Here is a 26,601-nt window from a genome sequence, read left to right as displayed (position 1 = left end):
CCACGCCTTCCCATCCCGAACAGGACCGTGAAACGGCGCCGCGCCCATGATACTGGACCCCAACGTCCGGGAAAGTCGGTCAGCGTCAGACGAACCCCCTACCAAAACCCCCGCCACAAGCACACGGCGGGGGTTTTTGCGTCGACGATTGCGCTAATAAACTGCACTAACAAAAAAGCCCGCTTCAAGCGGGCTTCATGCATGCGTTTACCGAAACATCACACCCGGCGCTTGTATTCGCCAGTAGCCGTGTCGATTTCGATCTTGTCCCCGATCCCGACGAATGCCGGGACCATGAGCTCGTGGCCGGTCGGCTTGATGCGGGCGGGCTTCATCACCTTGCCGGAGGTATCACCGCGCACGGCCGGCTCGGTGTATTCCACTTCGCGCACCACGGAAGGAGGCAGCTCGACCGCGATCGCCTTGCCCTGGTAGAGCACCACTTCGCAGCTCATGCCGTCTTCGAGGTAAGGAAGGACGTTTTCCATGTTGTCCTTTTCCACCTCGTATTGGTTGAATTCCTCGTCCATGAACACGTACATCGGATCGGCGAAGTAGCTGTATGTGCACTCCTTGCGTTCGAGGATCACCGTGTCGAATTTCTCGTCGGCCTTGTACACGGCTTCGGTGGCGTTGCCCGTGAAGAGATTCTTCAGCTTCATCTTCACGACGGCCGCATTACGGCCGGATTTGTTGTATTCCGCCTTCTGGACGACGAAAGGTTCGTCCTTGATGAGGACGACGTTTCCGGCGCGCAGTTCCTGAGCTTGCTTCATCATGGGTGTGGTTCCCGTAGTTCCGTTGAAAATAAACGATCATTTTATCGCGTTTCTGGCGACGAAGTCGAGCAGCCGGGTGCAGAGGTCTTCTTGTAAGGCAAGACGCTGGGACCAGCGGTAGCAATGGGCTTGCCAGAGATCGCATCGTTGCCATAGACCATCCCAATCTTGCGGGGTTTCCTCGCCTCGATTGCTGCGCCGAAACAGGCGGCTGATCGCATCGTCGAGCGTCTCGGGCGCATCGGCGAGGTAGTGGTCGAGAAACGCGTCGAGCTTGAGCAGATGGGCATTTCGTTCCTGGCGATAGGGATGCCAGAGGAAAGGGCGGGCGCTCCATTGGGCGCGAACGAAAGAATCTTCGCCTCTTACCCAATTGAAATTGCTGCTCCACAGTAAGCGGTCGAAATCGTCCTGCGGCAGCATGGGCAAAGGGACGAAGCGTACCTGGGGGGCACCGGGAGGCGTAAGAATCTTGGCGTCGAGTTCGAGACCCGTGCGGGCGAGTGCTTGGCGCGGTTGTCCCGGGGGAACGAAGATCGTCGTCGTCAGAGGCTCGTGGGCGAGCCAGTCCAGGAAGGCACCGAGTTCGGCATCGGCATAGCAAAAAAGGGTGATGCGACGGGAGTCGATGGATTCGGCGTGGCCGAGCCGGGCGAGAAAGCGGCCGATCGCTTCCGGATCGCGCTGGAACCGATCTCGTGTTTCGAGAAGTAGCCGTTCGCGCAATAGTCCTCCGGTACGGGGAGTGAAACCGGGAACGAAGAACCAAGCGGTGAGTGGTAATCGAGGGTGGGGGGAGGGGAGACCATGGATCCCTTCCGCCCACGGTTCGGGGGTGAGGTGCTCCAGGTGGATCCAGCAGGGAGGGGGGCGTCGGCCGGCGAGCGTCTCGAGCCAGGGTTCGCCCAGACCACAACCGAAGGCTTCGAGTGCGACGTCGATTCGTTCGAGTGATTCGTGGTCACTCGCGGTCGGCCGTGGGCGATGCCAGCGACGCAGCGTGAGTTTGCCGCATTGCTGGACTTCTTTTTCAGGATGGACTTCCGGCGCGAAGGCGGCGAGGGTGTAAGGATCGTCGATCCAGAGAGTGACGTCTTGGCCGAAGTCGTCTCGAAGTTGGCGAGCGAGGCGCCAGGTGACACCGGCGTCGCCATAGTTGTCGATGACGGAGCAGAAGATGCCGAAGTGCATGGCGGCCCGAAAAAAATGGGAGTCTAGCCGCTCTTGCAGGTTCCGTGGCAGGTGTATAATGTTTTTTCAGGGATTTTTTGGTGACCTCGTGGTGAGGATGCAAAGATGCGTAAAGCAATGATGCGTTGGGTGCTGGCGACGGCGATGGGAGTGTCGTGTGCGGCCGCATGGGCCGAGGAAGAGGCGTTGCCCCAGCTCGATCTCGAGCTGCCCAGTGGCGTCTATCGGTGTGAGGAAGGAACCAAGCAGCTCGGTGTGGAACGGGTGCGCCAGGATAACGACAAGGTCGTGGTGCGTTGGGAAGGCAAGCGCTACACCTTGGCTCGAGACGTTTCCTTCTCGGGGCTGCCGCGCTACGAGGATCGGCAAAATGGCCTGTTGTGGGTCGACCTGCCGTGGAAGAGTGTGCTGCTAAATACCAAAACCGAGCGCCCGATGGCGGCCGATTGCGTCTATGCCCAAGGGGTCGATCCTTCGGTGCTCGATGCGCCGGTGAAAGTGGCCGCAGCCAAGGCGAAGAAAAAACCTGGCGTGAAACCGTCCAAGCCTGCGCCGCAGAAGACGGCCAAGGCAACGACCGCTTCGTCCAACTGAAACGATTCCCGTGTGCGGCGGGCGTGGCGTCGTCATGACGTCCGCCCGCCGTCGGTTTGATAGAATCTCGCTTTTTATTTCTCGAGGAGTGATCCATGGCCGTAGAGCGTACGCTGTCCATCATCAAACCCGATGCTGTCGCCAAGAATGTGATCGGCAAGATCTATCAACGCTTCGAGGAGGCTGGTCTCAAGATCGTCGCTGCGAAGATGGTGTGGTTGTCAGAAAAAGAGGCCGGCGCTTTCTATGCGGTGCACAAGGAGCGCCCCTTCTACAAAGACCTCGTCGCCTTCATGACTTCCGGCCCGGTGATGGTGCAGGTGCTCGAAGGCGAAAACGCGATCGCCAGGAATCGCGAGCTGATGGGAGCGACCGATCCGAAGAAGGCCGCGCCGGGGACGATCCGCGCCGATTTCGCCGATTCGATCGACGCCAACGCGGTGCACGGTTCCGATGCGCCCGAAACGGCCAGGGTGGAGATCGCTTTCTTCTTCCCCGAAATGAACATTTATTCACGCTGATTGGTCCACCCCGTCGGTGCCTCCTTGCCGACGGTTCGACGATGACCCCGACCAATCTGCTCGATTTCGATCTGCCCCAGCTCACCGACTGGATCCAGTCCCTCGGTGAGCGTCCTTTCCGTGCACGTCAAATCTTTCGCTGGATTCATCGCGAGGGCTGCGATGACTTCGCAGCGATGAGCGACGTGGCGAAGAGTCTGCGCGCCAAGCTCGCGGAGCAGGCGATCATCGCTGCGCCGCGCGTGCTGCGTGACAGCGTTTCGCGTGACGGCACGCGCAAGTGGTTACTCGACGTGGGTGGTGGTAACGCCGTGGAGACGGTGTTCATTCCCGAACGCTCGCGTGGCACGCTATGTATTTCTACTCAGGCCGGTTGCGCGCTCGAGTGTGCCTTCTGCTCCACGGGCAAGCAGGGATTCAACCGCAACCTCAGCACCGCCGAGATCCTGGGGCAGCTGTGGCTCGCCAACAGGCTGCTGGGTGCAGCCAAGGCCGAGGGCGATTGGGATACGACCGAAGGGCCGGACAACGGTCGGGTGGTGACCAACGTCGTGCTCATGGGCATGGGCGAACCGCTGGCCAATTTCGAGGCAGTAGTGCACGCTCTGCGCGTGATGCTCGATGATCATGGTTATGGTTTGTCGCGACGGCGGGTCACGGTATCGACTTCCGGAATCGTGCCGGCCATCGACCGCCTGCGCGAGCATTGTCCCGTGGCGCTAGCGGTGTCGCTGCATGCGCCCAACGATGCCTTGCGCGATCGGCTCGTGCCGATCAACCGCAAGTATCCTTTGCGCGAGTTGCTGGCGGCTTGCCAGCGCTATCTCGAGCGTGCGCCGCGTGATTTCATCACGTTTGAATATGTCTTGCTCGAAGGGGTCAATGACGCACCGGAGCATGCGCGTGAGTTGGTAACCTTGGTGCGTGACGTGCCCTGCAAGTTCAACTTGATCCCGTTCAATCCCTTTCCTGGGGCGCCGTTTGCGCGCCCCGATGAGGATCGAATCCGGCGTTTCGCCTCGATTCTCATGGAGGCGGGGCTGGTGACGACGACGCGCAAGACGCGCGGTGACGACGTGGCTGCCGCTTGTGGTCAGCTCGCCGGTCAGGTGCGTGACCGCACGCGCCGTTCCCGGCAAACGATGGGGATCGACCAAGGAGAAATGGTATGAAGCGAAGGATGCGATCGAGTTGGCTGCTGCTTGTGCTCGCCTTGTCGGGATGTGTGAACCAAGCCGTGCGTTCCGATACTGATGCCATGGATTCGAGCTACGTTCGGCCGCTGTTGGAGCGCAAGCCTGAGCGTCCGGAAGAAGTACGGGCCAAGGCGCACATCGATCTCGCGCTCGCCTACGTCGAGATCGGCCGCGTCGATGTGGCTTTGGATGAATTGCGTGCCGCTGCCGCCGAGGCCCCCGATTATCCCCCTCTGCATTACGCCTGGGGTGTGACGCACATGACCATCGGTGATCGGGTCCAGGCCGAGAGTGGCTTGAAACGCGCCTTGGCGGCGGCACCGCGAGACCCCGATTTCAATTATGCCTACGGCTGGTTTTTGTGTACAGGCCCTAACCCGGCGAGCGGCCTGCCGTACATCGAGCAGGTCGTGACCAATCCCTACTACGGCGGCAAGGCGCGTGCCTATGCCAACCTGGCTTGGTGCCAGGACATGACCGGGAACCGGGATGCCGCCCGTCGTAGCATCCAGGAGGCGATCCGGCTCGAGCCCCGCAACACCCTCGTCCTCTATCAGGCGGCCCGACTGGCCCAGCGTTGGGAGGAGTGGGACAAGGCTTCCGACTATCTGCAGCGACTGATGCGTGAGATCGACCCCGATCCTGCCGTGCTGTGGATGGCGCTCAATGTCGAGCGCAAGCGCGGCGATACGGTGGCTTTCGAGCAGTATGCCAAGAGGCTGAGGACGGATTTCCCCGATAGTCCCGAGGCTGAAAAGTTGCGGCAAGGAGCGTGGGAGCAGTGACACAGCAGCACGCGGAAGAGCCTCGCGCGGTCGGCGTGCAGCTGGCGCACGCGAGGATGCAGCAAGGGCGTACGGTCGCCGAGATGGCGCAACAGTTGAAACTGTTGCCGCGGCAGCTCGAAGCGCTCGAGGAAGGGCGATTCGAGGATCTGCCGGGACCAGTGTTTGTACGCGGCTTCGTGCGCAATTATGCCCGTGCCCTTGGTCTGGATCCCGAGCCCTTGCTCGAGATGCTCGGCGAGCAGGCCCGTGACAGGGAAGTGGTGCTCACGCCGGCTTCCAATGCCCAAGGGGTGATCAAGGTGCGCCGTTTCCGGCCTTGGCGGCTGATATGGCGCTATGTGTTGCCCATTCTCATCGTCGTGTTGATTGTTTCGGCATATTTCGACTGGTTTCGCATGCCCCCCCCCGTGGATCAGGAAAATGCGGCGGTATTGCTTCCGCCAGGTGAGCCCGAAGCCGGCGTGGCTGAAAAAGGCGAAAAGGCGGCATTGGAGTCGGAAGGAACGGACGAACGGGGGACTTCTGTCGGCAGTAACGGAGAAACGGGCGGTGCCGTAGTTCCTGCGCCGGCTCCCGTTGCCCCTTCGGCCGCGCCTACGCCCGCAGCAGAAGAGGAAAAAGCGGAACCTGCCGTACCGACCTTGCGCTTGTCCGCTTCGGGACGCTCATGGGTCGAAGTGCGGGACGCCAAAGGCACGGTGCTTCTTTCTCGCGTCCTCTCGGCTGGGGAGCGAGCGGAAGTGTCCAGCGAGCCGCCCTTGAACGTGGTGGTGGGCAACGCCCCGGTGGTCGAGATCGAGTTCCAGGGACATCCCGTGGACGTGAAACACGCCGCCAAGAACGGTGTGGCCAAGTTGCGTCTGCAATGAGAACGGGGAAGGACATGACGAAGCAGGAGACTCGGCTGCCGGAGGACGACGAACCTCGTAGTGGACCTGCACCACGTCGTCCGACGCGACAGGTGCGGGTGGGGAACGTGACGATCGGCTCGAGCGCGCCCATCGTCGTGCAGTCCATGACCAATACCGCGACGACCGAGGTCGAATCGACGGTGCGTCAGGTGTTGGCGCTCGCCCGGGCCGGTTCCGAGCTGGTGCGGCTCACGGTCAATGACGAGGCGGCCGCGCGCGCGGTGCCCGAGATCCGCGCGCGCCTGTTGCGCGCCGGTTGCACGGTGCCGCTGGTGGGCGACTTCCATTACAACGGTCACCAGCTGCTGCGCGAGTATCCGGCCTGCGCCGAGACGCTGGACAAATGGCGCATCAACCCGGGCAACGTCGGACAGGGAGAGAAACGCGACCGGCGTTTCGCCGAGATCGTCGAACTCGCCTGCCGTTACGACAAGCCCGTGCGCATCGGGGTGAATTGGGGCAGCCTCGACCCGGCCGTGCTCGCGCGTCTCATGGACGAGAATGCCCGGCGCGCGCGGCCTTGGTCGGCAGGGGCGGTGATGCGCGAGGCGCTCGTGACGTCTGCCCTCGAATCGGCGGCGCTCGCCGAGCGCTACGGTCTTCCTGGCGATCGCATCGTGCTCTCGGCCAAGGTCTCGAGCGTGCAGGATCTCATCGCCGTCTATCGCTTGCTCGCGCAGCGCTGTGATTATCCGCTGCACCTGGGCCTTACCGAGGCGGGCATGGGCAGCAAGGGCATCGTCGCCTCTACTGCGGCGTTGGCGGTGTTGCTGCAAGAAGGGATCGGCGACACCATCCGCGTCTCCCTCACGCCTGCGCCGGGGGGTGAGCGTACCGAGGAAGTGGTGGTGGCGCAGCAGGTCCTGCAGACCATGGGGCTGCGGGCGTTCACGCCGATGGTGACGGCCTGCCCCGGATGCGGGCGTACGACTTCCTCTTTTTTTCAGGAGTTGGCCGAATCGACTCAGTCCTACGTGCGCGCGCGCATGCCCGAATGGCGCGAGCGTTATGACGGGGTGGAGCAGCTGACGCTGGCCGTGATGGGCTGCGTCGTCAATGGCCCGGGTGAATCCAAGCATGCCCACATCGGCATCTCTCTGCCGGGCACGGGCGAGGCGCCGGCCGCCCCCGTTTTCGTCGACGGGCAGAAGGTGGCCACGCTGCGTGGTCCGGACCTCGCCGCGCAGTTCCACGCCATGATCGAAGCCTATGTGGCGCGGCGTTTTCCACCGAAGGTCCCGCAACACGACGAGGAAGCATGAGCGCAACGAAATTGCAGGCGGTGCGTGGGATGAACGACATCCTGCCGCCCGAATCCGATTGGTGGGAAGAATTCGAGGAGCGGGTGCGCACCTGGGCGCGCGCCTATGGTTATCGCCCCATTCGCACGCCCATCGTCGAGCCGACGGCGCTCTTCAAGCGTGCCATCGGCGAGGTGACCGACATCGTCGAGAAGGAGATGTATTCCTTCGAGGACGTGCTGAACGGCGAGCACCTGACGTTGCGTCCCGAGGGGACGGCGGGCTGCGTTCGCGCGGTGATCGAGCACAACCTCCTCTTTCAAGGGCCGCAGCGGCTCTATTACCTGGGCCCGATGTTCCGCCACGAGCGGCCGCAGAAAGGGCGTTACCGGCAGTTCCACCAGGTCGGCATCGAAGCGCTCGGCTTTGCCGGTCCCGACATCGACGCCGAGCTCATCCTCATGGGCGCGCGCCTGTGGGACGAGCTGGGATTGCAGGACGTGCGGCTCGAGATCAATTCCCTGGGCTCGAGCGAGGAGCGCGCCGCGCACCGTCGGGCCTTGGTCGAGTACTTCCGGGCACGCTACGACGAACTCGACGAGGACGGTAAACGGCGCCTCGAGCGCAATCCGCTGCGTATCCTGGATTCGAAGAATCCGGCGATGCAGGAACTCATCGAGGGGGCACCGCGTCTGTTGGATTTCCTTGGCGAGGAGTCGAGGGCGCACTTCGAGCGGGTGCTCTCCCTCATCGAGGCCGCGGGCGTGCCGTACCGCATCAACCCGCGGCTGGTGCGGGGGCTGGATTACTACAACCGCACCGTCTTCGAATGGGTGACCCCGCGGCTCGGGGCGCAGGCGACGATCTGCGCAGGTGGCCGCTACGACGGCCTCATCGAGCAGCTCGGTGGCAAGCCCGCGCCTGCGGCCGGCTTTGCCATCGGCGTGGAGCGCTTGCTGTTGCTGTGGCAGATGAGCGGCGGCAACGTCGTGCCCAAGGTGCCTGACGTCTATGTCGTGCATCAGGGCGAGCGCGCCGAGGCCGTGGCATTCCAACTCGCCGAGCGTCTGCGCGATTTGGGGCTCGACGTGGTATTGCACTGCGGCGGTGGCAGCTTCAAGAGCCAGATGAAGAAAGCGGACGCGAGTGGCGCGGCGCTGGCCTTGATCCTGGGTGAGGACGAGGTCGACAGCGGTACGGTGGGGCTCAAGCCCTTGCGCCAGGAGGCGCCGCAGCAGCGGGTAGCGATCGAAGCCTGCGAAGACGCGGTGATGCAATGGCTCTACGGCCAGGAGGAAGGCGATGGCGCTTGACTTGCAGGAACAGGAACAGATCGACGAACTCAAGACCTGGTGGCAGATGTATGGCCGCTGGGTGACGATTGTCATCCTCGTGGCGGCGCTCGTCTCCTTGGGCTGGAACGGATGGCGCTGGTGGCGCCAGCACCAGGCGCAGGAGGCAGCGCGCATCGAGGCGGAACTGGAAGAAGCGCTGTCGCGCGGCGAACTGCCGCAGGCGCGTGCCGCGGCGCAGCGTCTGCGGGAATCGCGTGCCAACCCCACGCTTGCCGATCTCTCCGGCTTGAAACTCGGCCATGAACTGTGGCAGAAGGGGGATCGTGCGGCAGCCCGGGAAGAGCTGCGGCACGTGGCTGACCAGGGTTCCGAACCCTACCTGCGCGATCTGGCGCGGCTGCGCGAGGCGGCGGTGTTGCTCGATTCGGGTTCGGCTCAGGAAGCGTTCGAGCGGCTCGCGGCCGCACCGGTGCCGGAACTCGCGGCGCGCTATGAGGAGGCGCGGGGTGATGCGCTCGCGGCGCTCGGACGGATCGAGGAGGCGCGGGCGGCCTATCAGCGTGCCCTCGACCAAGGGGCGGATCCCGCTTGGCGCGAACTCGTCGAACTCAAGCGCGACGGGTTGGGGGGCTGAGCATGAAAGATCGTTCCCCCCGTGTCGCTGCGCGCCTGCTGGCGCTTTTGGCCGTCGCGACGCTTGTCGCCGGATGTTCTTCCCTCAACCCCTTCTCGCGCAAGGGGCCTCAGGTCGCGCCTCTGCCGCCGCTCGTCAGTCCCGTGGAGGTGACGATCACCGCGCAGACCAAAGTCGGATCCAGCGAGGGACTCTTCCTCACCCCCGCCGTTCTCGACAACGAGGCGATCGTTGCGGGCGGCGACGGGCGCGTCCTGCGCTGGAATGGCGGCGTGCGCTGGGAGGCGAAGCTCGAAGAGGGCATCATCGCCGGGGTGGGTTCGGACGAGCGCCTCGCCGTGGTCGTCACGCGCAAAGGGGATGCCGTGGCGTTTGCCGTCGACGATGGCGCGGTGCGCTGGCGCCATCCGCTCAAGGCCGACGTGATCACGCCGCCTTTGGTGGCGAGCGGCCTCGTCGTGGTGCGTACGGCCGATTATCGCCTCATCGCGCTCGATGCGCGCGATGGCAAGGAGCGCTGGGTCTATCAGCGCAACCTGCCGCCTTTGTCCCTGCGTCAGTCGGCCCCGCTGGTGAGCGCCGGCAATGCCATCGTCGCAGGTTATCCCGGGGGGACCATCGCCGTGCTCGACCCGCGCAGCGGCGCGCCGCTCTTCGAGCTGACGGTGGCTTCGCCCAAGGGGGCGACCGAGATCGAACGGCTCACCGATGTGGTCGGGCCGCCGCTGGTAGCCCGTCAGGAGGTGTGCGCCGCTGCCTATCAGGGGCGCGTGGCCTGCTTCGACGGGCGAACCGCCGAGACGATCTGGGCCAAGGATCTTTCCAGCCGCACGGGAATCGACCGTGACTATCGCTACGTCGTGGTCACCGCCGACAACGACGACGTGGTTGCGCTCGATGCCTACTCCGGCAAAGAACAGTGGCGTACGGGTGGTTTCTCTTGGCGCCTGCTGACGCGCCCCCTCATTCTCGGAGACTGGGTGCTCGTGGGCGATCGCGAAGGCTATGTCCATGCGCTTGATCGCAACGACGGCCGCATCCGCGGCCGGGTGCGCGTCGGCTCCGGACCCATCCTCGTCGAGCCGCGCGCCATCGGCCCCAACCGGGCGGTGGTGCAGAATACCGACGGGACGGTGGCCATCGTGGAGGTGCATTGATGGCGGTACTGCCCACCGTCGTGCTCGTCGGGCGGCCCAACGTCGGCAAGTCCACCCTGTTCAACCGGCTCACGCAGAGCCGCGACGCGCTCGTGGCCGACGTGCCGGGGCTGACGCGCGACCGGCGCTATGGCCAGGGCAGGCTCGGTCCGCGGCCTTATCTGGTCGTCGATACCGCCGGATTCGATCCGACGAGCAAGGAAGGGATCACGCGCGAGATGGCGCGCCAGGCCGAGCAGGCGATTCGCGAGGCCGACGTCCTCCTCTTCCTCGTCGATGGGCGCGCCGGTCTCACCGCGCACGATCGGGATATCGCCGACTACCTGAGGCGGCTCGGTCGCCCCGTGCGACTGGTGGTCAATAAAACCGAGGGGATGCGAGGGGAGATCGCCACGGTCGAATTCCACGCCCTGGGGCTGGGCGATCCCATGGCCATCTCGGCGGCGCACGGCGAGGGCGTGCGCCAGATGATCGCCGAAGTGCTGGCCGATTTCCCCGAGGACGAAGAAGTCGCACCGCCCCAGGACGAGGACGTGCCGCGTGTGGCGGTGGTCGGCCGCCCCAATGTGGGCAAGTCGACCCTCATCAACGCCCTCCTGGGCGAGGAACGGCTCATCGCCTACGATCTGCCCGGGACGACGCGGGATGCGATCGAAGTGCCGTTCGTGCGGGGCTCGCGCCGCTACGTGCTCGTCGACACGGCCGGCGTGCGCCGCAAGGGGCGAGTCACCGAAGCGGTGGAGAAGTTTTCGGTGATCAAGACCATGCAGGCGGTGGAGCAGGCCAACGTTGCCGTGCTCGTGCTCGACGCGACGCAGGGGATCGCCGATCAGGACGCGCACTTGGGGGGATTCATCCTCGAGACTGGTCGCGCGCTCGTGATTGCGGTGAATAAATGGGATGCCGTCGACGACTACCACCGTAGTCTGGTGAAGACGCAGCTTGCCAGCAAATTGGGATTTCTCTCGTTCGCGCGCACCGTTTTTCTCTCGGCGGTGCAAGGACGAGGGCTGGAGCCGCTCCTCAAGGCCGTGGACGAAGCCTACGCCGCCGCGTTTGCCAAGCTGCCCACACCGCAGCTCACCCGGGTGCTGCAGGAGCTGGTGAAACGTCAGGCGCCGCCTCGCCACGGGCTTTTTCGTCCCAAGCCGCGCTATGCACATCAGGGGGGGAGCAACCCCCCGGTGATCGTCATCCACGGCAACGCGCTCGAGCATCTGCCCAAATCCTACCGGCGCTATCTCGAGCATGGTTTCCTCGAAGCCTTCCGTTTGCGCGGCACGCCGCTCAAGCTCGAATGGCGCACTTCGGAAAACCCCTACGTGAAACGCAGCGATTGAACGGCTGCTGCGCAAAGCCGGCGCGACTGTGCTATCGTTGTCCGCGGTTCCGCACCGCTTTTTTTTCCTCGATCAAATCCACAACACGAAAGGCCACGACATGAGCAACAAAGCCTTGCAACTGCAAGACCCCTTCCTCAACCTGCTGCGCCGCGAGCACGTTCCGGTGGCGATCTACCTCGTCAACGGCATCAAGCTGCAAGGACACATCGAGTCTTTCGACCAATATGTCGTCCTGCTCAAGAACACCGTCACACAGATGGTGTATAAACACGCCATTTCCACCGTCGTGCCTTCGCGCCCGGTGACGCTGCGCGAAGTCCACGAGGACGAGCAGCCGGAACAATGACGGATCTTGGGGAACGCCGGTACGTTTCGGACGTCTCACCGACGTTGCTTTTCTGAAGGAATCCCCCATTGTTCGAACGTCCGCAACGCGGCGAGCAAGCCGTGCTCGTCCAGCTCGATCTCGGTCAGGGGGCGCTCGCCGAGCGCCTCTCCGAATTGCAACTTCTGGTGGAAAGCGCCGGGGCCGACGTGGTCGGCGTGGTGCGCGGCCGCCGTCCCCGGCCCGATCCGGCGTTCTTCGTCGGTCGCGGCAAACTCGAAGAAGTGCGCAGCGCCATCGTTCAGGGGCAGGGCGACCTAGTCGTCTTCGATCATACGCTCTCGCCGGCACAGCAGCGCAACCTCGAACGCGAGTTGCAGTGTCGGGTGATCGATCGCAATGCCCTCATCCTCGACATTTTCGCGCAGCGCGCCCGCAGTCACGAAGGCAAGCTCCAGGTCGAGCTCGCCCAGCTCGAATACCTTTCCACGCGCCTCGTGCGCGGCTGGACTCACCTCGAGCGCCAACGCGGAGGTATCGGTCTGCGCGGCCCGGGTGAGACCCAGTTGGAGACCGACCGCCGGCTCCTGGGCATTCGCGTCAAGCAACTGAAAAGCCGACTCGAGCGGCTGGAACGTCAGCGCACCACGCGCCGGCGAGCGCGCAACCGTCGTGGCGTGCCACAGGTTTCGCTCGTGGGCTACACCAACGCGGGCAAATCGACGCTCTTCAATGCACTCACCAAAGCCGGCACCTATGCCGCCGACCAGCTCTTCGCCACGCTCGATACCACCTCGCGCCGTATCTGGCTGCCGGAAGTGGGCGAAGTCGTGCTCTCGGACACCGTCGGTTTCATCCGTGACCTGCCACACGACCTGGTGGCGGCCTTTCACGCCACGCTCGAAGAGGTGGCCGAGGCCGATCTGCTGCTGCATGTGGTCGATGGGGCGAGCGAGGACCGCGAGGCGCAGCGTAGCACGGTGGAGTCAGTACTTGCCGAGATCGGGGCCCAAGATGTACCGAGACTGGAAGTACTCAACAAGATCGACCTGCTCGCCGAGGTCCCGGCCGAGCTGAGCGACGAGTGTGGTAGCATTCGCCGGGTCTGCGTCAGCGCGCGCACCGGTGCCGGGATGGACGCCTTGCGCATGGCGCTCGCTTCCCGTTTGCGTGCGCTGTTGCCGACAGCTGCCGCTGAATCACGAGACGAGGAACTCCATGTCACTGAATGATCCCCGCTGGGGCGATCGCGACGACGAATCCGACGAAGAGGTGCGACGACGGGAGACACGCCCCGGGCGTCCGCCCCAGGGCGAAGGCCCGCCCGACCTCGAGGAAGTATGGCGCAAGTTCAACGAGCGACTTTCGGTGCTCTTCGGTGGTCGTGGGGGTAGAGCGGGCGGTTCAGGGAGCAACGAGCCGCTCGATCCCAGGCGAGTCGGTAAGAGTGCCGTCTTGCTCGTGACCATTGCCCTCGCGCTGTGGCTGCTCTCCGGTTTCTACAAAGTCGATGCCAACGAGCGCGCCGTGGTCTTGCGCTTCGGCCGCTACGTCGAGACGAGCGAGCCGGGCCTGCGCTGGCGCCTGCCTTACCCCATCGAGCGCCATGAGATCGTCGATCTCACCGGCGTGCGCACCGTCGAGGTCGGCTACCGTGGCACCGACCGCAACAAGGTGCTGCGTGAATCCCTCATGCTCACCGACGACGAAAACATCGTTTCGATCCAGTTCGCGGTGCAATACGTGCTCAAATCTCCCGAAGACTATCTCTTCCGCGACCGTGCGCCCGACGAGAGCGTCAAGCAGGCCGCCGAGAGCGCCATGCGCGAGATCGTCGGCAAATCCAAGATGGACTACGTCCTCTACGAAGGGCGCGAGGACATTGCCGTACGCACGCAGGAGTTGATGCAGTCCATGCTCGACCGCTATCGTACCGGGGTGCAGGTGGTGCGCGTCACCCTGCAAAACGCCCAACCGCCCGAGCAGGTGCAGGCGGCGTTCGACGACGCGGTCAAGGCCGGGCAAGATCGCGAGCGCCTGCGCAACGAGGGGGAAGCCTACGCCAATGCGGTGATCCCGCGGGCTCGCGGTACCGCCGCACGCCTGCTGGAAGAAGCCAACGCCTACAAAGGCAAGGTCGTGGCCCAGGCCACGGGCGATGCCGCGCGCTTCACCCAGATCCAACAACAATACCGCCAAGCCCCGGCAATCACGCGCGAACGTCTCTATCTCGAAACGATGCAGCAGATCTTCACCAACACGAGCAAGGTGCTGGTCGACGCGCCGGCGCACAACAACCTCATGCTGTTGCCGCTTGATCGCTTGCTATCCCGCTCCGGCTCTGCGGTGGCGCCGACGACTACCCGCCAAGGTCCCAGCACCGGCGACGGCAGCGCCGAGGCCGCGGCCGAATCGGGCGGGCGCAAGGAGCAGCGGGATGCTCCGCGCGACGAACTGCGCGATCGTGAGCGGGGGAGCCGATGATGCAGGCAAGGATCGCTACGATAGTCGGAATATTGTTACTGGTGGCCGCGGTCGCCTCGATGTCACTTTTTACCGTCGATCAGCGCCGCTATGCCATGGTGCTTCAATTCGGTGAGGTCAAGGCCGTCGTCACCGAACCGGGCCTGCACGTGAAACTGCCGCTGGTGCAGAACGTGCGCCAGTTCGACCGGCGGCTCCTGACCATCGACACGCCCGAACCGGAGCGTTTCATCACCTCCGAGAAGAAAAACGTGCTGGTGGATCACTTCATCAAGTGGCGTATCGTCGACCCGCAGCAGTATTACATCACCATGGGCGGGGACGAGACGCGCGCCCGCACGCGGCTGCTGCAGACGGTCAATGCCACGCTGCGCGAGGAATTCGGGCAGCGTACGGTGCACGATGTCGTCTCCGGCGAGCGCGACAAGGTCATGGAGATCGTGCGCACCAAGACCGACCGTGACGCGCGCACGTTCGGTGTCGAGATCGTCGATCTGCGCCTGAAACGCGTCGATCTGCCGGCAGAGGTGTCCGAGTCGGTCTACCGGCGCATGGAGGCCGAACGCAAGCGCGTGGCCAACAACCTGCGCTCCGAGGGCGCGGCGATCGCCGAGCGCATCCGCGCCGATGCCGACCGGCAAAGCGAGCTGATCATCGCCGAGGCTTATCGCGAGTCGCAGCGTATCAAGGGCGAAGGGGATGCCGAAGCAACGCGCATTTTCAACGAAGCCTACGGGCGCGACCCCGATTTCTTCAGCTACTACCGCAGTCTGGAAGCCTACCGCGAAAGCTTTTCCCGACGCGACGACGTGCTCGTCGTCGATCCGGGTTCGGCCTTCTTCAAGTACTTCAAGGCGCCCCAGTCGGCCGGCGGTCGCTGAGCAGTCCCCGGCGAAGCGACATGTCCGAAGTCTTCTGGAAAGCGCTCGGCTTGATGCTGGTGTTCGAAGGACTGATGCCTTTCCTTGCGCCGCACGCCTGGCAGCAGACTCTGCGGCGCTTGGCTGAGCTGCCGCCGGAGCGTCTGCGCTGGTTCGGCGGCGCAGCCGTCGTGCTGGGGCTCGCCATCGTGAACGACATTCTGTGAGGCCATCCATGCGTTGGGTCTTGCCCGACTATCTGCGTGATGAACTGCCGCCGGCGGCGGAACACCTCGAGCGCTTGCGCCGCGAGCTGCTCGATCTCTTCCGTCTGCATGGTTACCAGCTCGTCGCTCCGCCGCTCATCGAATTCCTCTCTTCGCTCATCGTGGGGGGAGGGGAAGATTTGCGGCTGCGCACCTTCGAGCTCACCGACCAGCTGAGCGGTCGGACGTTGGGCGTGCGCGCCGACATCACACCCCAGGTGGCGCGCATCGATGCGCATCTGCTCAATCGGCGCGGCGTCACGCGTCTGTGCTACTGTGGTCCGGTGCTGCACACGCTGCCGGCCTCGCTCACCGCCACGCGCGAGCCATTGCAACTCGGCGCCGAGCTCTACGGCCATGCCGGCGTGGAAGCCGACATCGAGATCATCCGTTTGTTGGCCACGGCGCTCGAACGGGCGCGCCTGCCGGCGGTGCGCATCGACGTTGGCCACATGGGGCTTTTCCGGGCGCTCACCGAAGGGGTTGCGCCCGAGCGCGCCGAAGCCCTCTTCGAATTGCTGCAGGCAAAAGATTCCGCCGGGCTCGAGGAAGCACTTGCCGAGATGGAGGATACGCTCGATGCCGAGCGTGCCGCTTCCCTGCGTGCCCTGCCTGGGCTCTATGGGGGTGTCGAAGTGCTCGCCGCGGCCAGGGAGCGGCTCGCGCCGCTGCCGGCAGTGGTGCGGGCGCTCGAAGAGCTCGAAGCGCTCGCTGCGGCGCTCGCCGACTTGCCGCTAGGGTTCGATTTGGCCGATCTGCGCGGCTATTACTATCACTCCGGCGTGATGTTCGCCGCCTACGGTGCCGACCACCCCTCGGCACTCGCTTTGGGCGGGCGTTACGACGGGCTCGGCGCGGCCTTCGGGCGGGCTCGGCCGGCGACGGGATTTTCGATCGATTTGCGTGAGCTCATCGCCCGTCTGCCACTCGCTCCCTTGCCGGGCGCCATCCTCGCGCCCGCGGTGGGCGATGAGGCGCTGGAGGCGGTGGTGGCCCAGTTGCGTGAGGCAGGGCAGTCAGTGGTGCGGGAATTGCCGGGACATCCGCTCGAAGAATGGCGTGAGGCCGGCTGCGACCGGCGTCTCGTGCAGCGTGCCGGGCATTGGGTCGTGGAACCGTTGTGATCGTAAAAGGAAGGGCTGATGGCTAAGAACGTGGTCGTCGTCGGGACGCAGTGGGGCGACGAAGGCAAGGGCAAGATCGTCGACTGGCTCACCGACAACGCTCAGGGCGTGGTGCGCTTTCAGGGTGGACACAACGCCGGGCATACCTTGGTGGTGGGCGAGCGTGAGTACAAGCTCAACCTCGTTCCCTCGGGGATCGTGCGCGATGGGGTGGCCTGTTTCATCGGCAATGGGGTAGTGCTCGACGTGCACCACCTCCTCTCCGAGATTCGGGCGTTGGAGACTGGTGGCATCGAAGTGCGCTCGCGCTTGCGTGTGAGCCCCGGCTGCCCCTTGATCCTGCCCTATCACGTCGCGCTCGACCGGGCGCGCGAGGCGGCGCGTAGCGCCGGCGACAAGATCGGCACCACGGGCAAGGGTATCGGCCCGGCCTACGAGGACAAGGTAGCCCGTCGCGCGATCCGACTCTACGATCTCTTCCGTCCCGAGCAATTCCGTACCAAGCTCGAGAGCAACCTCGCCTGGTACAACTTCGTGCTCACGCAGGCTTTCCACGCCGAGCCGCTCGAGTTCGAGCCGATCTACGAGCAGGCGCTCGCCGATGCGAAAGAAGTTTTGCCGCTGATCACCGACGTCTCCGCCCGACTCTACGAGATCAACAAGGCGGGCGGCAATCTGCTCTTCGAAGGGGCGCAGGGGACGCTGCTCGACATCGACCACGGCACGTATCCTTTCGTCACCTCCAGCAACTGCGTCGCCGGCCAAGCCGCCGCCGGTGCCGGCTTGGGGCCGGGGCGGCTGCACTACGTGCTCGGCATCACCAAGGCGTATTGCACCCGGGTGGGCGGGGGGCCTTTCCCCACGGAACTGGACATCGACACCGAGGGCACCCCAGGCTGGCAGATGTCGATCAAGGGACGTGAATTCGGCACCGTCACCGGCCGCAAGCGGCGCTGCGGCTGGCTGGATCTGGCCGCGCTCAAGCGCTCCATCATCATCAACGGCGTCTCGGGCCTGTGTATCACCAAGCTCGACGTGCTCGATGGCCTCGGGGAGCTGAAACTGTGCATCGGTTATGAACTCGACGGCGAACGGCGCGAATTGCTGCCGATGGGAGCCGATGAGGTCGCCCGTTGCGTTCCCGTCTACGAAACGCTGCCCGGCTGGCGCGAGAGCACCTTCGGGGCGCGCCGTTGGGAAGACCTCCCCTACGAGGCCCGTGCTTATCTGCACCGCATCGAGGAATTCTGCGAGATCCCGATCGACGTGATCTCGACCGGCCCCGAACGCGACGAGACCATCCTGCGCCGTCATCCTTTCGGTGCCTGAAACCGTTTTTCTTCGGACGTGCTACAGTGAGAAAGCCCCGTGAGGGGCTTTCGATCATGCGAACCACGAAAAAGGAGGAAACCGATGAAACTGTATTTCTCGCCCGGCGCCTGTTCACTGTCACCCCACATCGCCTTGCGTGAGGCCGGCGTCGTGCCCGAGCTGGTGCGGGTGGATCTGACCACGAAGAAACTTGCAGATGGCGGTGATTATCTGGCGATCAATCCCAAGGGTTACGTTCCGGCGCTGCAGCTCGATGATGGGACTCTCCTCACCGAAGGGCCGGCGATTCTCATCTACATCGTGCAGAATCTGGCGCGCACGCCCATCGGACCCAAAGATGGCATGGGCTTGGTGCGGCTTATCGAGTGGCTCAATTTCATTGCTACCGAGATTCATAAAGGATTCGGCCCGTTGTTCCGTCCCAATTGTCCCGACGAGTGGAAGACCGTCGTGAAGGAGAACTTGCTCAAGCGTCTGCATTGGGTGGACGGACAGCTTGCCCAGAGGCCGTGGCTGCTGGGGGAAGAATTCTCGGTCGCCGACGTCTATCTCTACGTGTGCTCGCGCTGGACGGCCTTCGCGAAGATCGATCTCGCGGCGTTTCCGGCACTTGCCCGTTTCGCCGACAAAATGGCCCAACGTCCGGCGGTACAGGCAGCAATCGAAGCCGAAGGGCTCAAGCGGTAAGACACTGGGTGTTTGCCCGCGTGAAAAAGCCGCCCGAAGGCGGCTTTTTCCGTATTTCAGGGATAGAGCACGGGATAGTCCAGGTAGCCTTTCTCGCCCCCCGTATAAAAGGTGGAAGGATCGGGTGTGTTGAGCGGAGCGCTGCGGCGGAAACGTTCGACCAGATCGGGATTGGCGATGAAGAGTTGCCCGAACGAGATCATGTCGGCCTCGCCGCGTGCGATCGCCGCGTTGGCCGTCTCGAACGTATATCCGCCGTTCGTCATATAGACGGTCGGCCACAGGGGGCGCAGCAATTTCAAGTCGAAGGCGGGGCCGGCTACCCCCGGCGCCTCCTTACCCATTTCGGTGATATGCAGATAGCCGAGCTTGAATTCGCCCAACGCCTTGACGACATAGGAAAACGTCGCTTCGGGGTTGGAATCGCGCATGTCGTTGAACGGTTGCAGTGGCGAGAGGCGCACCCCCACGCAGCCGCGATCCCATACGCCGAGCACGGCCTCGGTCACTTCCATGAGGAAACGGGCGCGGTTGGCGATGGAGCCGCCGTAGGCGTCAGTGCGGCGGTTGCTGCCGTCACGCAGGAACTGGTCGATGAGGTACCCGTTGGCGCCGTGGATCTCCACGCCGTCGAAACCGGCCGCCTTGGCGTTTCGCGCCGCCTGGGCGTAACGTTCGATGGTTTCCTCGATTTCTTGCAGGCTCATGGCGCGCGGGGTGACGAAGGGTTTGCTGCCGCTGGGCGTATAGGTCTCGCCACGGGCGGCGATCGCGGAAGGACCGATGGGCTGCAAGCCGCCGTTGACCTCGGGATGGGCCACCCGGCCGCAGTGCCACAATTGAGCGAAGATGCGCCCGCCACGAGCGTGCACCCCGTCAGTGACGGCTTTCCACCCCTGGATTTGGGCCGGCGTGAAGATGCCGGGCGTGTTGGGATAAGCGAATCCCTCCTGGGAGATGATCACCCCTTCGCTGATGATGAGGCCGGCGCTGGCGCGTTGGGCATAGTAGCGAACCATCATGTCGGTGGGCACGCCGTCGGCGCTGGCGCGGTTGCGCGTCATCGGCGCCATGGCGATGCGGTTGGGCAGGGTATAGGGTCCCACGACGATGGGGGTGAAAAGATCGATTTTTTCGGTCATCGACGGCTCCTTTGATCGAGTGGATGAAGTGCTCGATCAGTATAGGACGCCGACGGGCAGGGCATCATGGCAGACCGTCATTGAAGGAGGGCGGAATGGGAGTAGGGAAATGAAAAAAGCACCACGATGCGGTGCTTTTTTGATGGTGCCCAGAAGAGGACTCGAACCTCCACGCCTTGCGGCACTGGTACCTGAAACCAGCGCGTCTACCAATTCCGCCATCTGGGCGACGAGATGCGTTATTATAAGCACGCGGCGCGCGTTGTCAACGCCATTTCGGCGTGGGCGGGTGCCGCATGATGAATATGCAAGGACTTCTGATTCTCGATGAGCAAAACTTCAAAGAACAAGCCGCGGACTCCTTCCGCTGATCCCGCTCCTTCCTCCCCCCGCCGCCGGCGAACTCCGGCCTTGCTGTCTGCCTCTTCGACCGAAGCACCGGCGTCGGCGCCTCCGGCTCGTGCCGAATCTGCAACCGTGCCGGCGATCGAGGTGAGCGAGCGCCGCCGCCAGGATCCTTTCTTTGCCCGCGAGGCGACCAAGTACGGGCATCCTTTGCCCAGTCGGGAATACGTCCTCCAGGTGCTTGCCGAGGCTGGCCGTCCCATGCCTTGGAGCGAACTCGTGGAGGCGCTCGACATCGCCCCGCACGAGTATGAGCTCTTCGAACGGCGGCTGCGCGCGATGGAGCGCGATGGCCAGATCCTGCGCAACCGCCGCGGCGCCTATCTCCTGCCGGAGAAGGCCGACCTCATCCGCGGCCGCGTGCAGGGCCATCCCGACGGCTTCGGTTTCGTGATCCGCGACGACGGCGGCGAGGACATCTTCCTCGGGCCCAAGGAAATGCGCCAGGTACTGCACGGCGACCGGGTGATCGTGCGCATCGCCGGCACCGACCGCCGCGGCCGGCCCGAAGGCAAGATCGTGGAGGTGCTCGAACGCGCCAACCAGAAAGTGGTCGGACGCGTACTCGTCGAGCACGGCGTCACTCTGGTGGTGCCCGAGGACAAGCGTATCGCCCAGGACATCCTCGTCGCGCCGGGGGGTAAAAAGGCCAAACCGGGGCAGGTGGTGGTGGTCGAGCTCATCGAGCAGCCCACGAAGTACGCCCAGCCGATCGGGCGGATCGTCGAGATATTGGGCGATTACGACGATCCCGGCATGGAGATCGAGATTGCGTTGCGCAAGTTCGACTTGCCGTTCGAATGGCCGCGCGAAGTGCGCGAGGAGACGCGCCGCTTGCCCGATACGGTGCGCCGTAAGGACGTCTCCGGGCGGGTGGACCTGCGCGAATTGCCTCTCGTGACCATCGACGGCGAGACGGCCAAGGATTTCGACGACGCCGTCTATTGCGAACCGCAGGGCAAAGGGTTCCGGCTGATCGTGGCGATCGCCGACGTGTCCCACTATGTGCACCCCGGCTCGGCGCTCGATGCCGAGGGCTTCAATCGCGGCAACTCGGTCTATTTTCCGCGCCGGGTCATTCCCATGCTGCCGGAGAAGCTGAGCAACGGCCTGTGCTCGCTCGTGCCGCACGAAGATCGGCTGTGCATGGCCTGCGACATGATCGTGAGCGCCTCGGGCAAGGTGCAGCGCTACCGTTTCTACCCGGCAGTGATGAATTCCCACGCCCGCCTCACCTACACCGAGGTCGCCGCCGCCCTCTATGAGGGCAAGGAAGAGGCCCGGACGAAGCTTGCCGAGCTCCTGCCGCACCTGCAGCATCTCGACGCCGTTTTCCGGGCGCTTTTGAAAGCGCGGCGCCAGCGTGGGGCGATCGACTTCGAGACGGTGGAGACGCGCATTGAGTTCGACGAGAACGGCAAGATCGCGCGCATCGTGCCCGAGGTGCGCACCGACGCGCACCGCCTCATCGAAGAATGCATGCTGGCAGCCAACGTCTGCGCCTCCGAGTTCCTTGCCGAACACGAACATCCCACGCTCTACCGCGTGCATGAGCCACCGGCGCCGGAGAAAGTCGCGGCGCTGCGCGAGTTCCTCGCCGGGTTCGGCATCGAGCTGCCCGGCGGCGACGAGCCCTCCCCGAAGGACTACGCCAAGGTGCTGGAGCAGATCCAGCAGCGCCCCGATGCGCCCCTGCTGCAGATGGTGATGCTGCGCTCGCTCAAGCAGGCCGTGTATACGCCAGAAAATCGCGGCCACTTCGGGCTCGCCTACGAGGCGTACGCGCATTTCACCTCCCCCATCCGCCGCTATCCCGACCTGCTGGTGCACCGCTGCATCAAGGCGGTGCTCGCCGGTACGCGCTACGAGCCCGGCGACTGGAAGGCGATCGGCGAGCACTGCTCGATGACGGAGCGGCGCGCCGACGAGGCCACGCGCGAAGTCATCGGCTGGCTCAAGTGCTACTTCATGCAGGACAAGGTGGGCGAGGTCTACACCGGCGTGGTCACGGCGGTGGTGCCCTTCGGCCTCTTCGTCACGCTCGACGAGCTCTTCGTGGAAGGGCTGGTGCACATCTCGGATCTGGGCGACGATTATTTCCACTTCGACGAGCGCGCGCACGCCCTGGTGGGTGAGCGTAGCGGCGTGCGCCACCGCCTGGCCGATCGGGTGAAGGTGCAGGTGGTGCGGGTCGATCTGGCCACGCGCAAGATCGATTTCCATCTCCTGGAGAACCTCAGCCCGGCACCGACCCGGCGCGAGGGCAAGACCGAGCGCACGCGCCGCGCCAAGGGCAAGCGATGAAGGAAGAAACCAGACAACGGCGCACCGTGCCGGGGTTTCATGCGGTCACGGCGCTGCTGCGCCATCGTCCCGAGGACGTCGCCGAGCTCTACGTCGATCGGCAGCGGCAGGATGCGCGCATGCGCTCGCTGCTCGAACGCGCGCAGTTGGCCGGCGTGCGCGTCGTGCCTGCAGACTCCGCCCGGCTCGACGCGATCGCCGGCTCAGGGCGGCATCAGGGGGTGGTCGCCTTCGTCGCCGCGGCGGCGCGGACGCATTCGCTCGAAGAAGTGCTCGATGCGCTCGATGCGAACCGGCCGGCGCTCTTCCTCGTGCTCGACGGGGTGCAGGATCCGCACAACCTGGGGGCCTGCCTGCGCGTGGCCGATGGGGCCGGCGTGGATGCGGTGATCGCGCCCAAGGACCGCGCCGCGGGTTTGAGTGCCGCAGCGGTCAAGGTCGCGAGCGGCGCGGCGGATACCGTCCCCTACGTGACGGTGACCAACCTCGCGCGGGCGCTACGCACGCTCAAGGAGGCGGGCGTGTGGGTAGTGGGCGCGGCGGGCGAGGCGCAGAAGTCGCTCTACGAGTGCGACCTTGCTGGATCCGTAGCCTGGGTGCTCGGCGCCGAGGGGGAGGGACTGCGGCGGCTCACGCGCGAGCTGTGCGACGAGCTCGTACATATCCCCATGCTCGGCGCCGTCGAGAGCCTGAACGTGTCGGTGGCTGCCGGCGTGTGCCTCTATGAGACGGTGCGTCGGCGTCTGGCTCAAGCCGCGGGCGGCTGAGGCGCACCCTGCGCGGCAGGGACAGCCGCCGCGGCCGGCCAGGCGATGTCGCGGATGTGCAGGTCGCGCTGCGGGAAGGGGATCTCGATGCCGTTCGCTTTGAAGATCCGGTCGATTTCATGGTTCAAGCGGCCGAGGATGCTCAGGCGTTGATTGACGTCGGCCACGATGGCCCGCACCTCGAAATCCAGCGAACTCTCGCCGAAACGGGCGAAGACCACGCTGGGCGCCGGATCGGAGAGCACGCCCGGCGTGGCCTTGACGGCTTCGAGCAATAGCGCTTCGACGTGCTCGGGGTCGGTGCCGTAGGCCACGCCGATAGTGACGAAGATGCGCGACAGCGAGTTGCTCAGCGTCCAGTTGGTCACCTGGTCGGTGATGAGTTTCTTGTTCGGTACGAGGATCTCGCGCCGGTCGAAATCCTCGATCACCGTGGCGCGGATGGTAAGCCGCCGCACGGTGCCGGTCTCGTTGCCGATGGTGACCTGGTCGCCCACGCGCACCGGTCGCTCGAAGAGGATGATGAGGCCGGAGACGAAGTTGGCCACGATCTCCTGCAGGCCGAAACCCAACCCCACGCTCAGGGCGGCCAGCAGCCACTGCAGTTTCGACCACGGCATACCGAGTTCGCCCAGGATGAGCACCGAGCCGATGGTGAAGATGGCGTAGCGCAGCAGCGTCACCAAGGCATACTTGCTGCCCGCATCCAACCGCGAGGTGCGCTGCAGCGCCAATTCGAGCAGACCGGGAAGGTTGCGCGCCGCCACCCACATCACCGCAAAGCCGATCATGGCGATGAGGAGGTCGGCGAAGGTGACTTGCAGCGTTACCGTCTCGTTGCCCAGCGTCTCCGTGTAGCGCCACAGCGCCCATTCGTCGAGGATGCGGGTGGCGGGCAGCAGCGACGACCAAAGCTCGAAGAGCACGAAGGCGAGTCCAAGGATGAGCGCGAGGTTGAGCAGGGTCAGCGTCTGGCGTTCGGAAGAATCGATGCGCGCATCCTCGCCTGTGTTTCCTTCTTCGAGGCTTTCGCGCTGCCGGTCGAAGCGGTGCAGGAAGAAATCGCGTGCGGCATGCTGCAGCAGGGCGAAGGCGAGCAGCACCCACAGGGTGGACATGAACCGGCCGACGAGGGCCACCGCCGCGTAGAAATAGCCGGCTCCGGCGAGCAGCGCGCTCACCAGGGGCAGGCCGGGGCCGCCGATGGCCGCCGTCAGGCGCAGCCAGGTCGGCTGCTGGGCGATGGCGAGGAGCCCTCTCCGCGGCCGGAAGATGCGCCACAGGAGCAAGGCCAGCAGCAACATGGAGACGACGAAAGGCGTGCGCCCCAGGTCGGTAAAGGGGGCATCCAGCTGGGCCTCGTTGAGATAGACGGCGAGAAAGCCCAAGGGCAGCACGCCCCAGGCGAACCCCCGCAGCGTGTGCCTCAGGCGCTTGAGGATGGAGGGCGGCCAATGAAACCGGGTGGCGGCAATCCCCGTGCCCGGCGCGAAGACGCGCTGCCAGAAGGCGACGTTCCAGCCGAAAGGCGCGATGCGCACCAAGGCGGTGCCGATGGCGCGGAAATTTTCGGCGAACGCATCCCCGGCGAGAATCATCGTGCCGCAGCCGTAGGCGATGAGCGGGAAGGGAAGGGCTTGGATGGCTTCCAGGAAAAGCAGCAGCAAGGTATCGAGCAAGCCGGCGTGGTGCGGATCGCGCTCGCCGGCGGCGAGGTGGCGACCGATGAGCCGGGCCAGCCGGGGGCGTGCGAGGAGCAGGCAGACGCCCAGCACGGCGGCCAACCATGTCATCGGCGGGGACTGGGTGAGGGCGAGGCGCCATGAGCCAGGATCGGCAAAGCTCTGGAAAAGGGTGAGCGTGCCCGTGCCGACGGCGAGGAGCTCGGGCATGGGGTCGCGCCACAGCGTGCGGGTGGTGGCCACCCACATGAGGTGCTGGTCGATGAAGGAGGAGAACTCTTCGACGACGTCCAGATCGCGCAGGAGCACCGATTCCAGGTCGCTGAGCGCCGCGAGCAGGGCCGGGCGCAGGGCGTCGATCGTCTCCAGCGTGAGGGAGCGCACGGCCAGGGCTTCGACGATGGCATTTTCCAGGTTGCCGTCGGCTCCGGCCGGGTCGGACTGCCCCAGGACCTGGCACGCCCGCTCGCGGGGATCGGCAATGAGGCGCTTGGCCTGGCGTAGCTCGAGCTCGAGCAGTTGGACTTCTTCGAGCATGCCGCGGACCTTGTTGAGCTCCTGGCTCAATTCGGACGGGGAAGGGAGGCGGCTGCGGTATTCGAGGAGGAGGTTGCCCACGGCTGGACTCAGGCCCTGCTGGGCGATGCGCTTTTTCAGGGATTCGAGCGTTTCCCACCGCTCCTGCGTTTCACGCTGCAGCTGCGATTGGCGTTCGCGCACGCTCTGCAGGCGATGGCGCAGGGTCTGCAAGCGCGCTTCCCATTCCCGGTTGGTCGCCTCCACCCGGGCAAGTCTCCGGTCGATTGCTTCGGCATTGACCTGGCTCGTTTCCTGGCTGACTTCGGCCGTCGTGCTCTTTTCCACCGCTTCGCGCAGCTGCCGCAGGCGGGCCAGTTCGACGTCGAGCCGCTCGATGCGGCGCGACAGCAGCACCCGCGTGCTCGCGGCAAGACGGCTCTCGAGCAAGGCGGCGCGCCGTTCGGCTTCTTGAGCCTGGCTTGTGACCAAGGTGGCGAGTGTGAGGGCTTGCTGTACCAGGGGATCGTTCCTGGGAAGGGTAGGCAGGGGGGCGGGCGGAGGGGGGGCGACAGCAGCATCGCCGCGCTCCTTGGGTTGTTCGAGGTCTGAGAGCTGGGCGCGCAAAGCTTCCTGCGTCTGGCGTCGCGTCCGTTCTTCCTCGAGGATGCGGCGCAGGCGCTCGGCGCGCTCGCTCGGTGCCAGGCTGTCGCTGACCCGCAGATCGGCAAACTCGCTGGGGCGGCTGGCGGCGAGCTGCTGCAGTTCGCGCTGCGTCTGCTCGATGAGCTTTTCGGCGAGCGCGGCGCGAATCTCGGCTTGCTGTCGGCGGCTTTGCGCTTCCTGGATGCGGTCGAGCAATTGCTTGAGCGCGGCGGAGGTGTCGGGCGGTAGCGCATTGCGCTGCAGCGCATCTTGAATCAGGGCAAGGCCCGACTGGATCGGGTCGTCGCTGGTCTCGGCGGCAAAGGCGGGGACGAGCGCACCGACGAGGCAGAAGATCAAGAGGCCGCACAACCGGCGGACGAAACGCATGGAGCCTTCCTTGGGATGGGCG

The 26,601-nt window shown here is 64.8% G+C and carries 24 protein-coding genes and 1 tRNA gene; 20 read left to right on the top strand and 5 right to left on the bottom strand.

The window, feature by feature from the left end:
* Positions 1 to 218 precede the first annotated feature (218 nt).
* Entirely contained in the window at positions 219 to 776 is a 558-nt protein-coding gene (gene efp / locus H607_RS0105525) for an elongation factor P (protein ID WP_028874604.1), read from the bottom strand.
* A 39-nt stretch (positions 777 to 815) separates the two neighbouring features.
* Positions 816 to 1,970 (bottom strand): elongation factor P maturation arginine rhamnosyltransferase EarP, encoded by a 1,155-nt coding sequence (earP, locus tag H607_RS0105520; protein WP_028874603.1) that lies wholly within the window; start codon positions 1,968 to 1,970, stop codon positions 816 to 818.
* 105 nt (positions 1,971 to 2,075) lie between these two features.
* Here earP and H607_RS12870 point away from each other — a divergent pair, with 105 nt between their 5' ends.
* The 18 genes from H607_RS12870 (at position 2,076) to gstA (ending at position 18,728) form a co-directional block, all read left to right on the top strand.
* Complete coding sequence (locus tag H607_RS12870; protein ID WP_083961952.1) at positions 2,076 to 2,564, top strand: MliC family protein; 489 nt, start codon at positions 2,076 to 2,078, stop codon at positions 2,562 to 2,564.
* Positions 2,565 to 2,659: 95 nt separating this feature from the next.
* Positions 2,660 to 3,085: a nucleoside-diphosphate kinase gene (gene ndk / locus H607_RS0105510; RefSeq protein WP_028874602.1), complete on the top strand. Its 426-nt coding sequence runs from the start codon at positions 2,660 to 2,662 to the stop codon at positions 3,083 to 3,085.
* A 41-nt stretch (positions 3,086 to 3,126) separates the two neighbouring features.
* Positions 3,127 to 4,257 (top strand): dual-specificity RNA methyltransferase RlmN, encoded by a 1,131-nt coding sequence (gene rlmN, locus H607_RS0105505; RefSeq protein ID WP_028874601.1) that lies wholly within the window; start codon positions 3,127 to 3,129, stop codon positions 4,255 to 4,257.
* The gene (locus H607_RS11900; protein ID WP_157381272.1) at positions 4,254 to 5,066 is read left to right on the top strand and encodes a tetratricopeptide repeat protein; all 813 of its coding nucleotides are present in this window, start codon (positions 4,254 to 4,256) and stop codon (positions 5,064 to 5,066) included. The genes rlmN and H607_RS11900 overlap by 4 nt, the downstream gene beginning before the upstream one ends.
* Positions 5,063 to 5,938 carry a helix-turn-helix domain-containing protein gene (locus tag H607_RS13520; RefSeq protein ID WP_051240687.1) on the top strand — a complete coding sequence of 292 codons (876 nt, stop codon included), beginning with the start codon at positions 5,063 to 5,065 and terminating at the stop codon, positions 5,936 to 5,938. The genes H607_RS11900 and H607_RS13520 overlap by 4 nt, the downstream gene beginning before the upstream one ends.
* A gap of 14 nt (positions 5,939 to 5,952) precedes the next feature.
* Positions 5,953 to 7,242 carry a flavodoxin-dependent (E)-4-hydroxy-3-methylbut-2-enyl-diphosphate synthase gene (gene ispG, locus H607_RS0105490; protein ID WP_051240686.1) on the top strand — a complete coding sequence of 430 codons (1,290 nt, stop codon included), beginning with the start codon at positions 5,953 to 5,955 and terminating at the stop codon, positions 7,240 to 7,242.
* On the top strand, positions 7,239 to 8,534 hold the full coding sequence (hisS, locus tag H607_RS0105485; RefSeq protein ID WP_028874598.1) for a histidine--tRNA ligase: 1,296 nt from the start codon (positions 7,239 to 7,241) through the stop codon (positions 8,532 to 8,534). Before ispG ends, hisS begins: the two co-directional genes overlap by 4 nt.
* Entirely contained in the window at positions 8,524 to 9,150 is a 627-nt protein-coding gene (locus tag H607_RS0105480; RefSeq protein ID WP_028874597.1) for a YfgM family protein, read from the top strand. The genes hisS and H607_RS0105480 overlap by 11 nt, the downstream gene beginning before the upstream one ends.
* Positions 9,151 to 9,152: 2 nt before the next feature.
* Positions 9,153 to 10,307, top strand: a complete 1,155-nt coding sequence (gene bamB / locus H607_RS0105475) for an outer membrane protein assembly factor BamB (RefSeq protein ID WP_028874596.1) — start codon at positions 9,153 to 9,155, stop codon at positions 10,305 to 10,307.
* Positions 10,307 to 11,647 (top strand): ribosome biogenesis GTPase Der, encoded by a 1,341-nt coding sequence (der, locus tag H607_RS0105470; protein WP_037989625.1) that lies wholly within the window; start codon positions 10,307 to 10,309, stop codon positions 11,645 to 11,647. Before bamB ends, der begins: the two co-directional genes overlap by 1 nt.
* A gap of 100 nt (positions 11,648 to 11,747) precedes the next feature.
* Positions 11,748 to 11,996: an RNA chaperone Hfq gene (gene hfq / locus H607_RS0105465; RefSeq protein WP_028874594.1), complete on the top strand. Its 249-nt coding sequence runs from the start codon at positions 11,748 to 11,750 to the stop codon at positions 11,994 to 11,996.
* A 68-nt stretch (positions 11,997 to 12,064) separates the two neighbouring features.
* On the top strand, positions 12,065 to 13,207 hold the full coding sequence (hflX, locus tag H607_RS11895; protein ID WP_051240685.1) for a GTPase HflX: 1,143 nt from the start codon (positions 12,065 to 12,067) through the stop codon (positions 13,205 to 13,207).
* Entirely contained in the window at positions 13,194 to 14,459 is a 1,266-nt protein-coding gene (hflK, locus tag H607_RS0105455) for an FtsH protease activity modulator HflK (RefSeq protein WP_028874593.1), read from the top strand. The genes hflX and hflK overlap by 14 nt, the downstream gene beginning before the upstream one ends.
* Positions 14,459 to 15,340: a protease modulator HflC gene (gene hflC / locus H607_RS0105450; RefSeq protein ID WP_028874592.1), complete on the top strand. Its 882-nt coding sequence runs from the start codon at positions 14,459 to 14,461 to the stop codon at positions 15,338 to 15,340. The genes hflK and hflC overlap by 1 nt, the downstream gene beginning before the upstream one ends.
* A 20-nt stretch (positions 15,341 to 15,360) precedes the next feature.
* Positions 15,361 to 15,546, top strand: coding sequence for a DUF2065 domain-containing protein (locus H607_RS0105445; RefSeq protein ID WP_028874591.1), 186 nt, complete (start codon positions 15,361 to 15,363; stop codon positions 15,544 to 15,546).
* Positions 15,547 to 15,554: 8 nt separating this feature from the next.
* The gene (locus H607_RS0105440; protein ID WP_028874590.1) at positions 15,555 to 16,709 is read left to right on the top strand and encodes an ATP phosphoribosyltransferase regulatory subunit; all 1,155 of its coding nucleotides are present in this window, start codon (positions 15,555 to 15,557) and stop codon (positions 16,707 to 16,709) included.
* Between the two features lie 18 nt (positions 16,710 to 16,727).
* Entirely contained in the window at positions 16,728 to 18,038 is a 1,311-nt protein-coding gene (locus tag H607_RS0105435) for an adenylosuccinate synthase (protein ID WP_028874589.1), read from the top strand.
* An 84-nt stretch (positions 18,039 to 18,122) separates the two neighbouring features.
* On the top strand, positions 18,123 to 18,728 hold the full coding sequence (gene gstA, locus H607_RS0105430; protein ID WP_028874588.1) for a glutathione transferase GstA: 606 nt from the start codon (positions 18,123 to 18,125) through the stop codon (positions 18,726 to 18,728).
* Positions 18,729 to 18,784: 56 nt separating this feature from the next.
* Here the strand turns inward: gstA and H607_RS0105425 are convergent, their stop codons facing one another.
* Positions 18,785 to 19,870, bottom strand: a complete 1,086-nt coding sequence (locus tag H607_RS0105425; RefSeq protein WP_028874587.1) for an alkene reductase — start codon at positions 19,868 to 19,870, stop codon at positions 18,785 to 18,787.
* Positions 19,871 to 20,013: 143 nt separating this feature from the next.
* Positions 20,014 to 20,098 (bottom strand) — tRNA-Leu (locus H607_RS0105420).
* 258 nt (positions 20,099 to 20,356) lie between these two features.
* Here H607_RS0105420 and rnr point away from each other — a divergent pair.
* Both rnr and rlmB read left to right on the top strand, forming a co-directional pair.
* On the top strand, positions 20,357 to 22,579 hold the full coding sequence (rnr, locus tag H607_RS11890) for a ribonuclease R (RefSeq protein WP_342666643.1): 2,223 nt from the start codon (positions 20,357 to 20,359) through the stop codon (positions 22,577 to 22,579).
* Complete coding sequence (rlmB, locus tag H607_RS0105405; RefSeq protein WP_028874586.1) at positions 22,576 to 23,346, top strand: 23S rRNA (guanosine(2251)-2'-O)-methyltransferase RlmB; 771 nt, start codon at positions 22,576 to 22,578, stop codon at positions 23,344 to 23,346. Before rnr ends, rlmB begins: the two co-directional genes overlap by 4 nt.
* On the opposite strand, the gene H607_RS0105400 is transcribed toward rlmB, so the two are convergent.
* Complete coding sequence (locus tag H607_RS0105400) at positions 23,328 to 26,579, bottom strand: mechanosensitive ion channel domain-containing protein (protein ID WP_028874585.1); 3,252 nt, start codon at positions 26,577 to 26,579, stop codon at positions 23,328 to 23,330. The two genes, rlmB and H607_RS0105400, sit on opposite strands and share 19 nt — an antisense overlap.
* Between the last annotated feature and the right edge of the window lie 22 nt (positions 26,580 to 26,601).

The sequence above is a fragment of the Tepidiphilus margaritifer DSM 15129 genome (genome assembly GCF_000425565.1).
In the GTDB taxonomy this organism is placed as follows: domain Bacteria; phylum Pseudomonadota; class Gammaproteobacteria; order Burkholderiales; family Rhodocyclaceae; genus Tepidiphilus; species Tepidiphilus margaritifer.
Note: the sequence above shows the minus strand (reverse complement) of the source record. Positions and strands in the feature narration are given on the sequence as shown.

Coding starts and splice junctions, on each gene's coding strand:
- H607_RS0105440 (WP_028874590.1), top strand. CDS start 15,555: ATGCGTTGGGTCTTGCCCGACTATCTGCGTGATGAACTGCCGCCGGCG.
- ispG (WP_051240686.1), top strand. CDS start 5,953: ATGACGAAGCAGGAGACTCGGCTGCCGGAGGACGACGAACCTCGTAGT.
- H607_RS0105435 (WP_028874589.1), top strand. CDS start 16,728: ATGGCTAAGAACGTGGTCGTCGTCGGGACGCAGTGGGGCGACGAAGGC.
- bamB (WP_028874596.1), top strand. CDS start 9,153: ATGAAAGATCGTTCCCCCCGTGTCGCTGCGCGCCTGCTGGCGCTTTTG.
- H607_RS0105445 (WP_028874591.1), top strand. CDS start 15,361: ATGTCCGAAGTCTTCTGGAAAGCGCTCGGCTTGATGCTGGTGTTCGAA.
- ndk (WP_028874602.1), top strand. CDS start 2,660: ATGGCCGTAGAGCGTACGCTGTCCATCATCAAACCCGATGCTGTCGCC.
- der (WP_037989625.1), top strand. CDS start 10,307: ATGGCGGTACTGCCCACCGTCGTGCTCGTCGGGCGGCCCAACGTCGGC.
- H607_RS0105400 (WP_028874585.1), bottom strand. CDS start 26,579: ATGCGTTTCGTCCGCCGGTTGTGCGGCCTCTTGATCTTCTGCCTCGTC.
- efp (WP_028874604.1), bottom strand. CDS start 776: ATGAAGCAAGCTCAGGAACTGCGCGCCGGAAACGTCGTCCTCATCAAG.
- H607_RS0105480 (WP_028874597.1), top strand. CDS start 8,524: ATGGCGCTTGACTTGCAGGAACAGGAACAGATCGACGAACTCAAGACC.
- H607_RS11900 (WP_157381272.1), top strand. CDS start 4,254: ATGAAGCGAAGGATGCGATCGAGTTGGCTGCTGCTTGTGCTCGCCTTG.
- H607_RS0105425 (WP_028874587.1), bottom strand. CDS start 19,870: ATGACCGAAAAAATCGATCTTTTCACCCCCATCGTCGTGGGACCCTAT.
- rlmN (WP_028874601.1), top strand. CDS start 3,127: ATGACCCCGACCAATCTGCTCGATTTCGATCTGCCCCAGCTCACCGAC.
- hflC (WP_028874592.1), top strand. CDS start 14,459: ATGCAGGCAAGGATCGCTACGATAGTCGGAATATTGTTACTGGTGGCC.
- gstA (WP_028874588.1), top strand. CDS start 18,123: ATGAAACTGTATTTCTCGCCCGGCGCCTGTTCACTGTCACCCCACATC.
- hflK (WP_028874593.1), top strand. CDS start 13,194: ATGTCACTGAATGATCCCCGCTGGGGCGATCGCGACGACGAATCCGAC.
- H607_RS12870 (WP_083961952.1), top strand. CDS start 2,076: ATGCGTAAAGCAATGATGCGTTGGGTGCTGGCGACGGCGATGGGAGTG.
- hisS (WP_028874598.1), top strand. CDS start 7,239: ATGAGCGCAACGAAATTGCAGGCGGTGCGTGGGATGAACGACATCCTG.
- rlmB (WP_028874586.1), top strand. CDS start 22,576: ATGAAGGAAGAAACCAGACAACGGCGCACCGTGCCGGGGTTTCATGCG.
- earP (WP_028874603.1), bottom strand. CDS start 1,970: ATGCACTTCGGCATCTTCTGCTCCGTCATCGACAACTATGGCGACGCC.
- hfq (WP_028874594.1), top strand. CDS start 11,748: ATGAGCAACAAAGCCTTGCAACTGCAAGACCCCTTCCTCAACCTGCTG.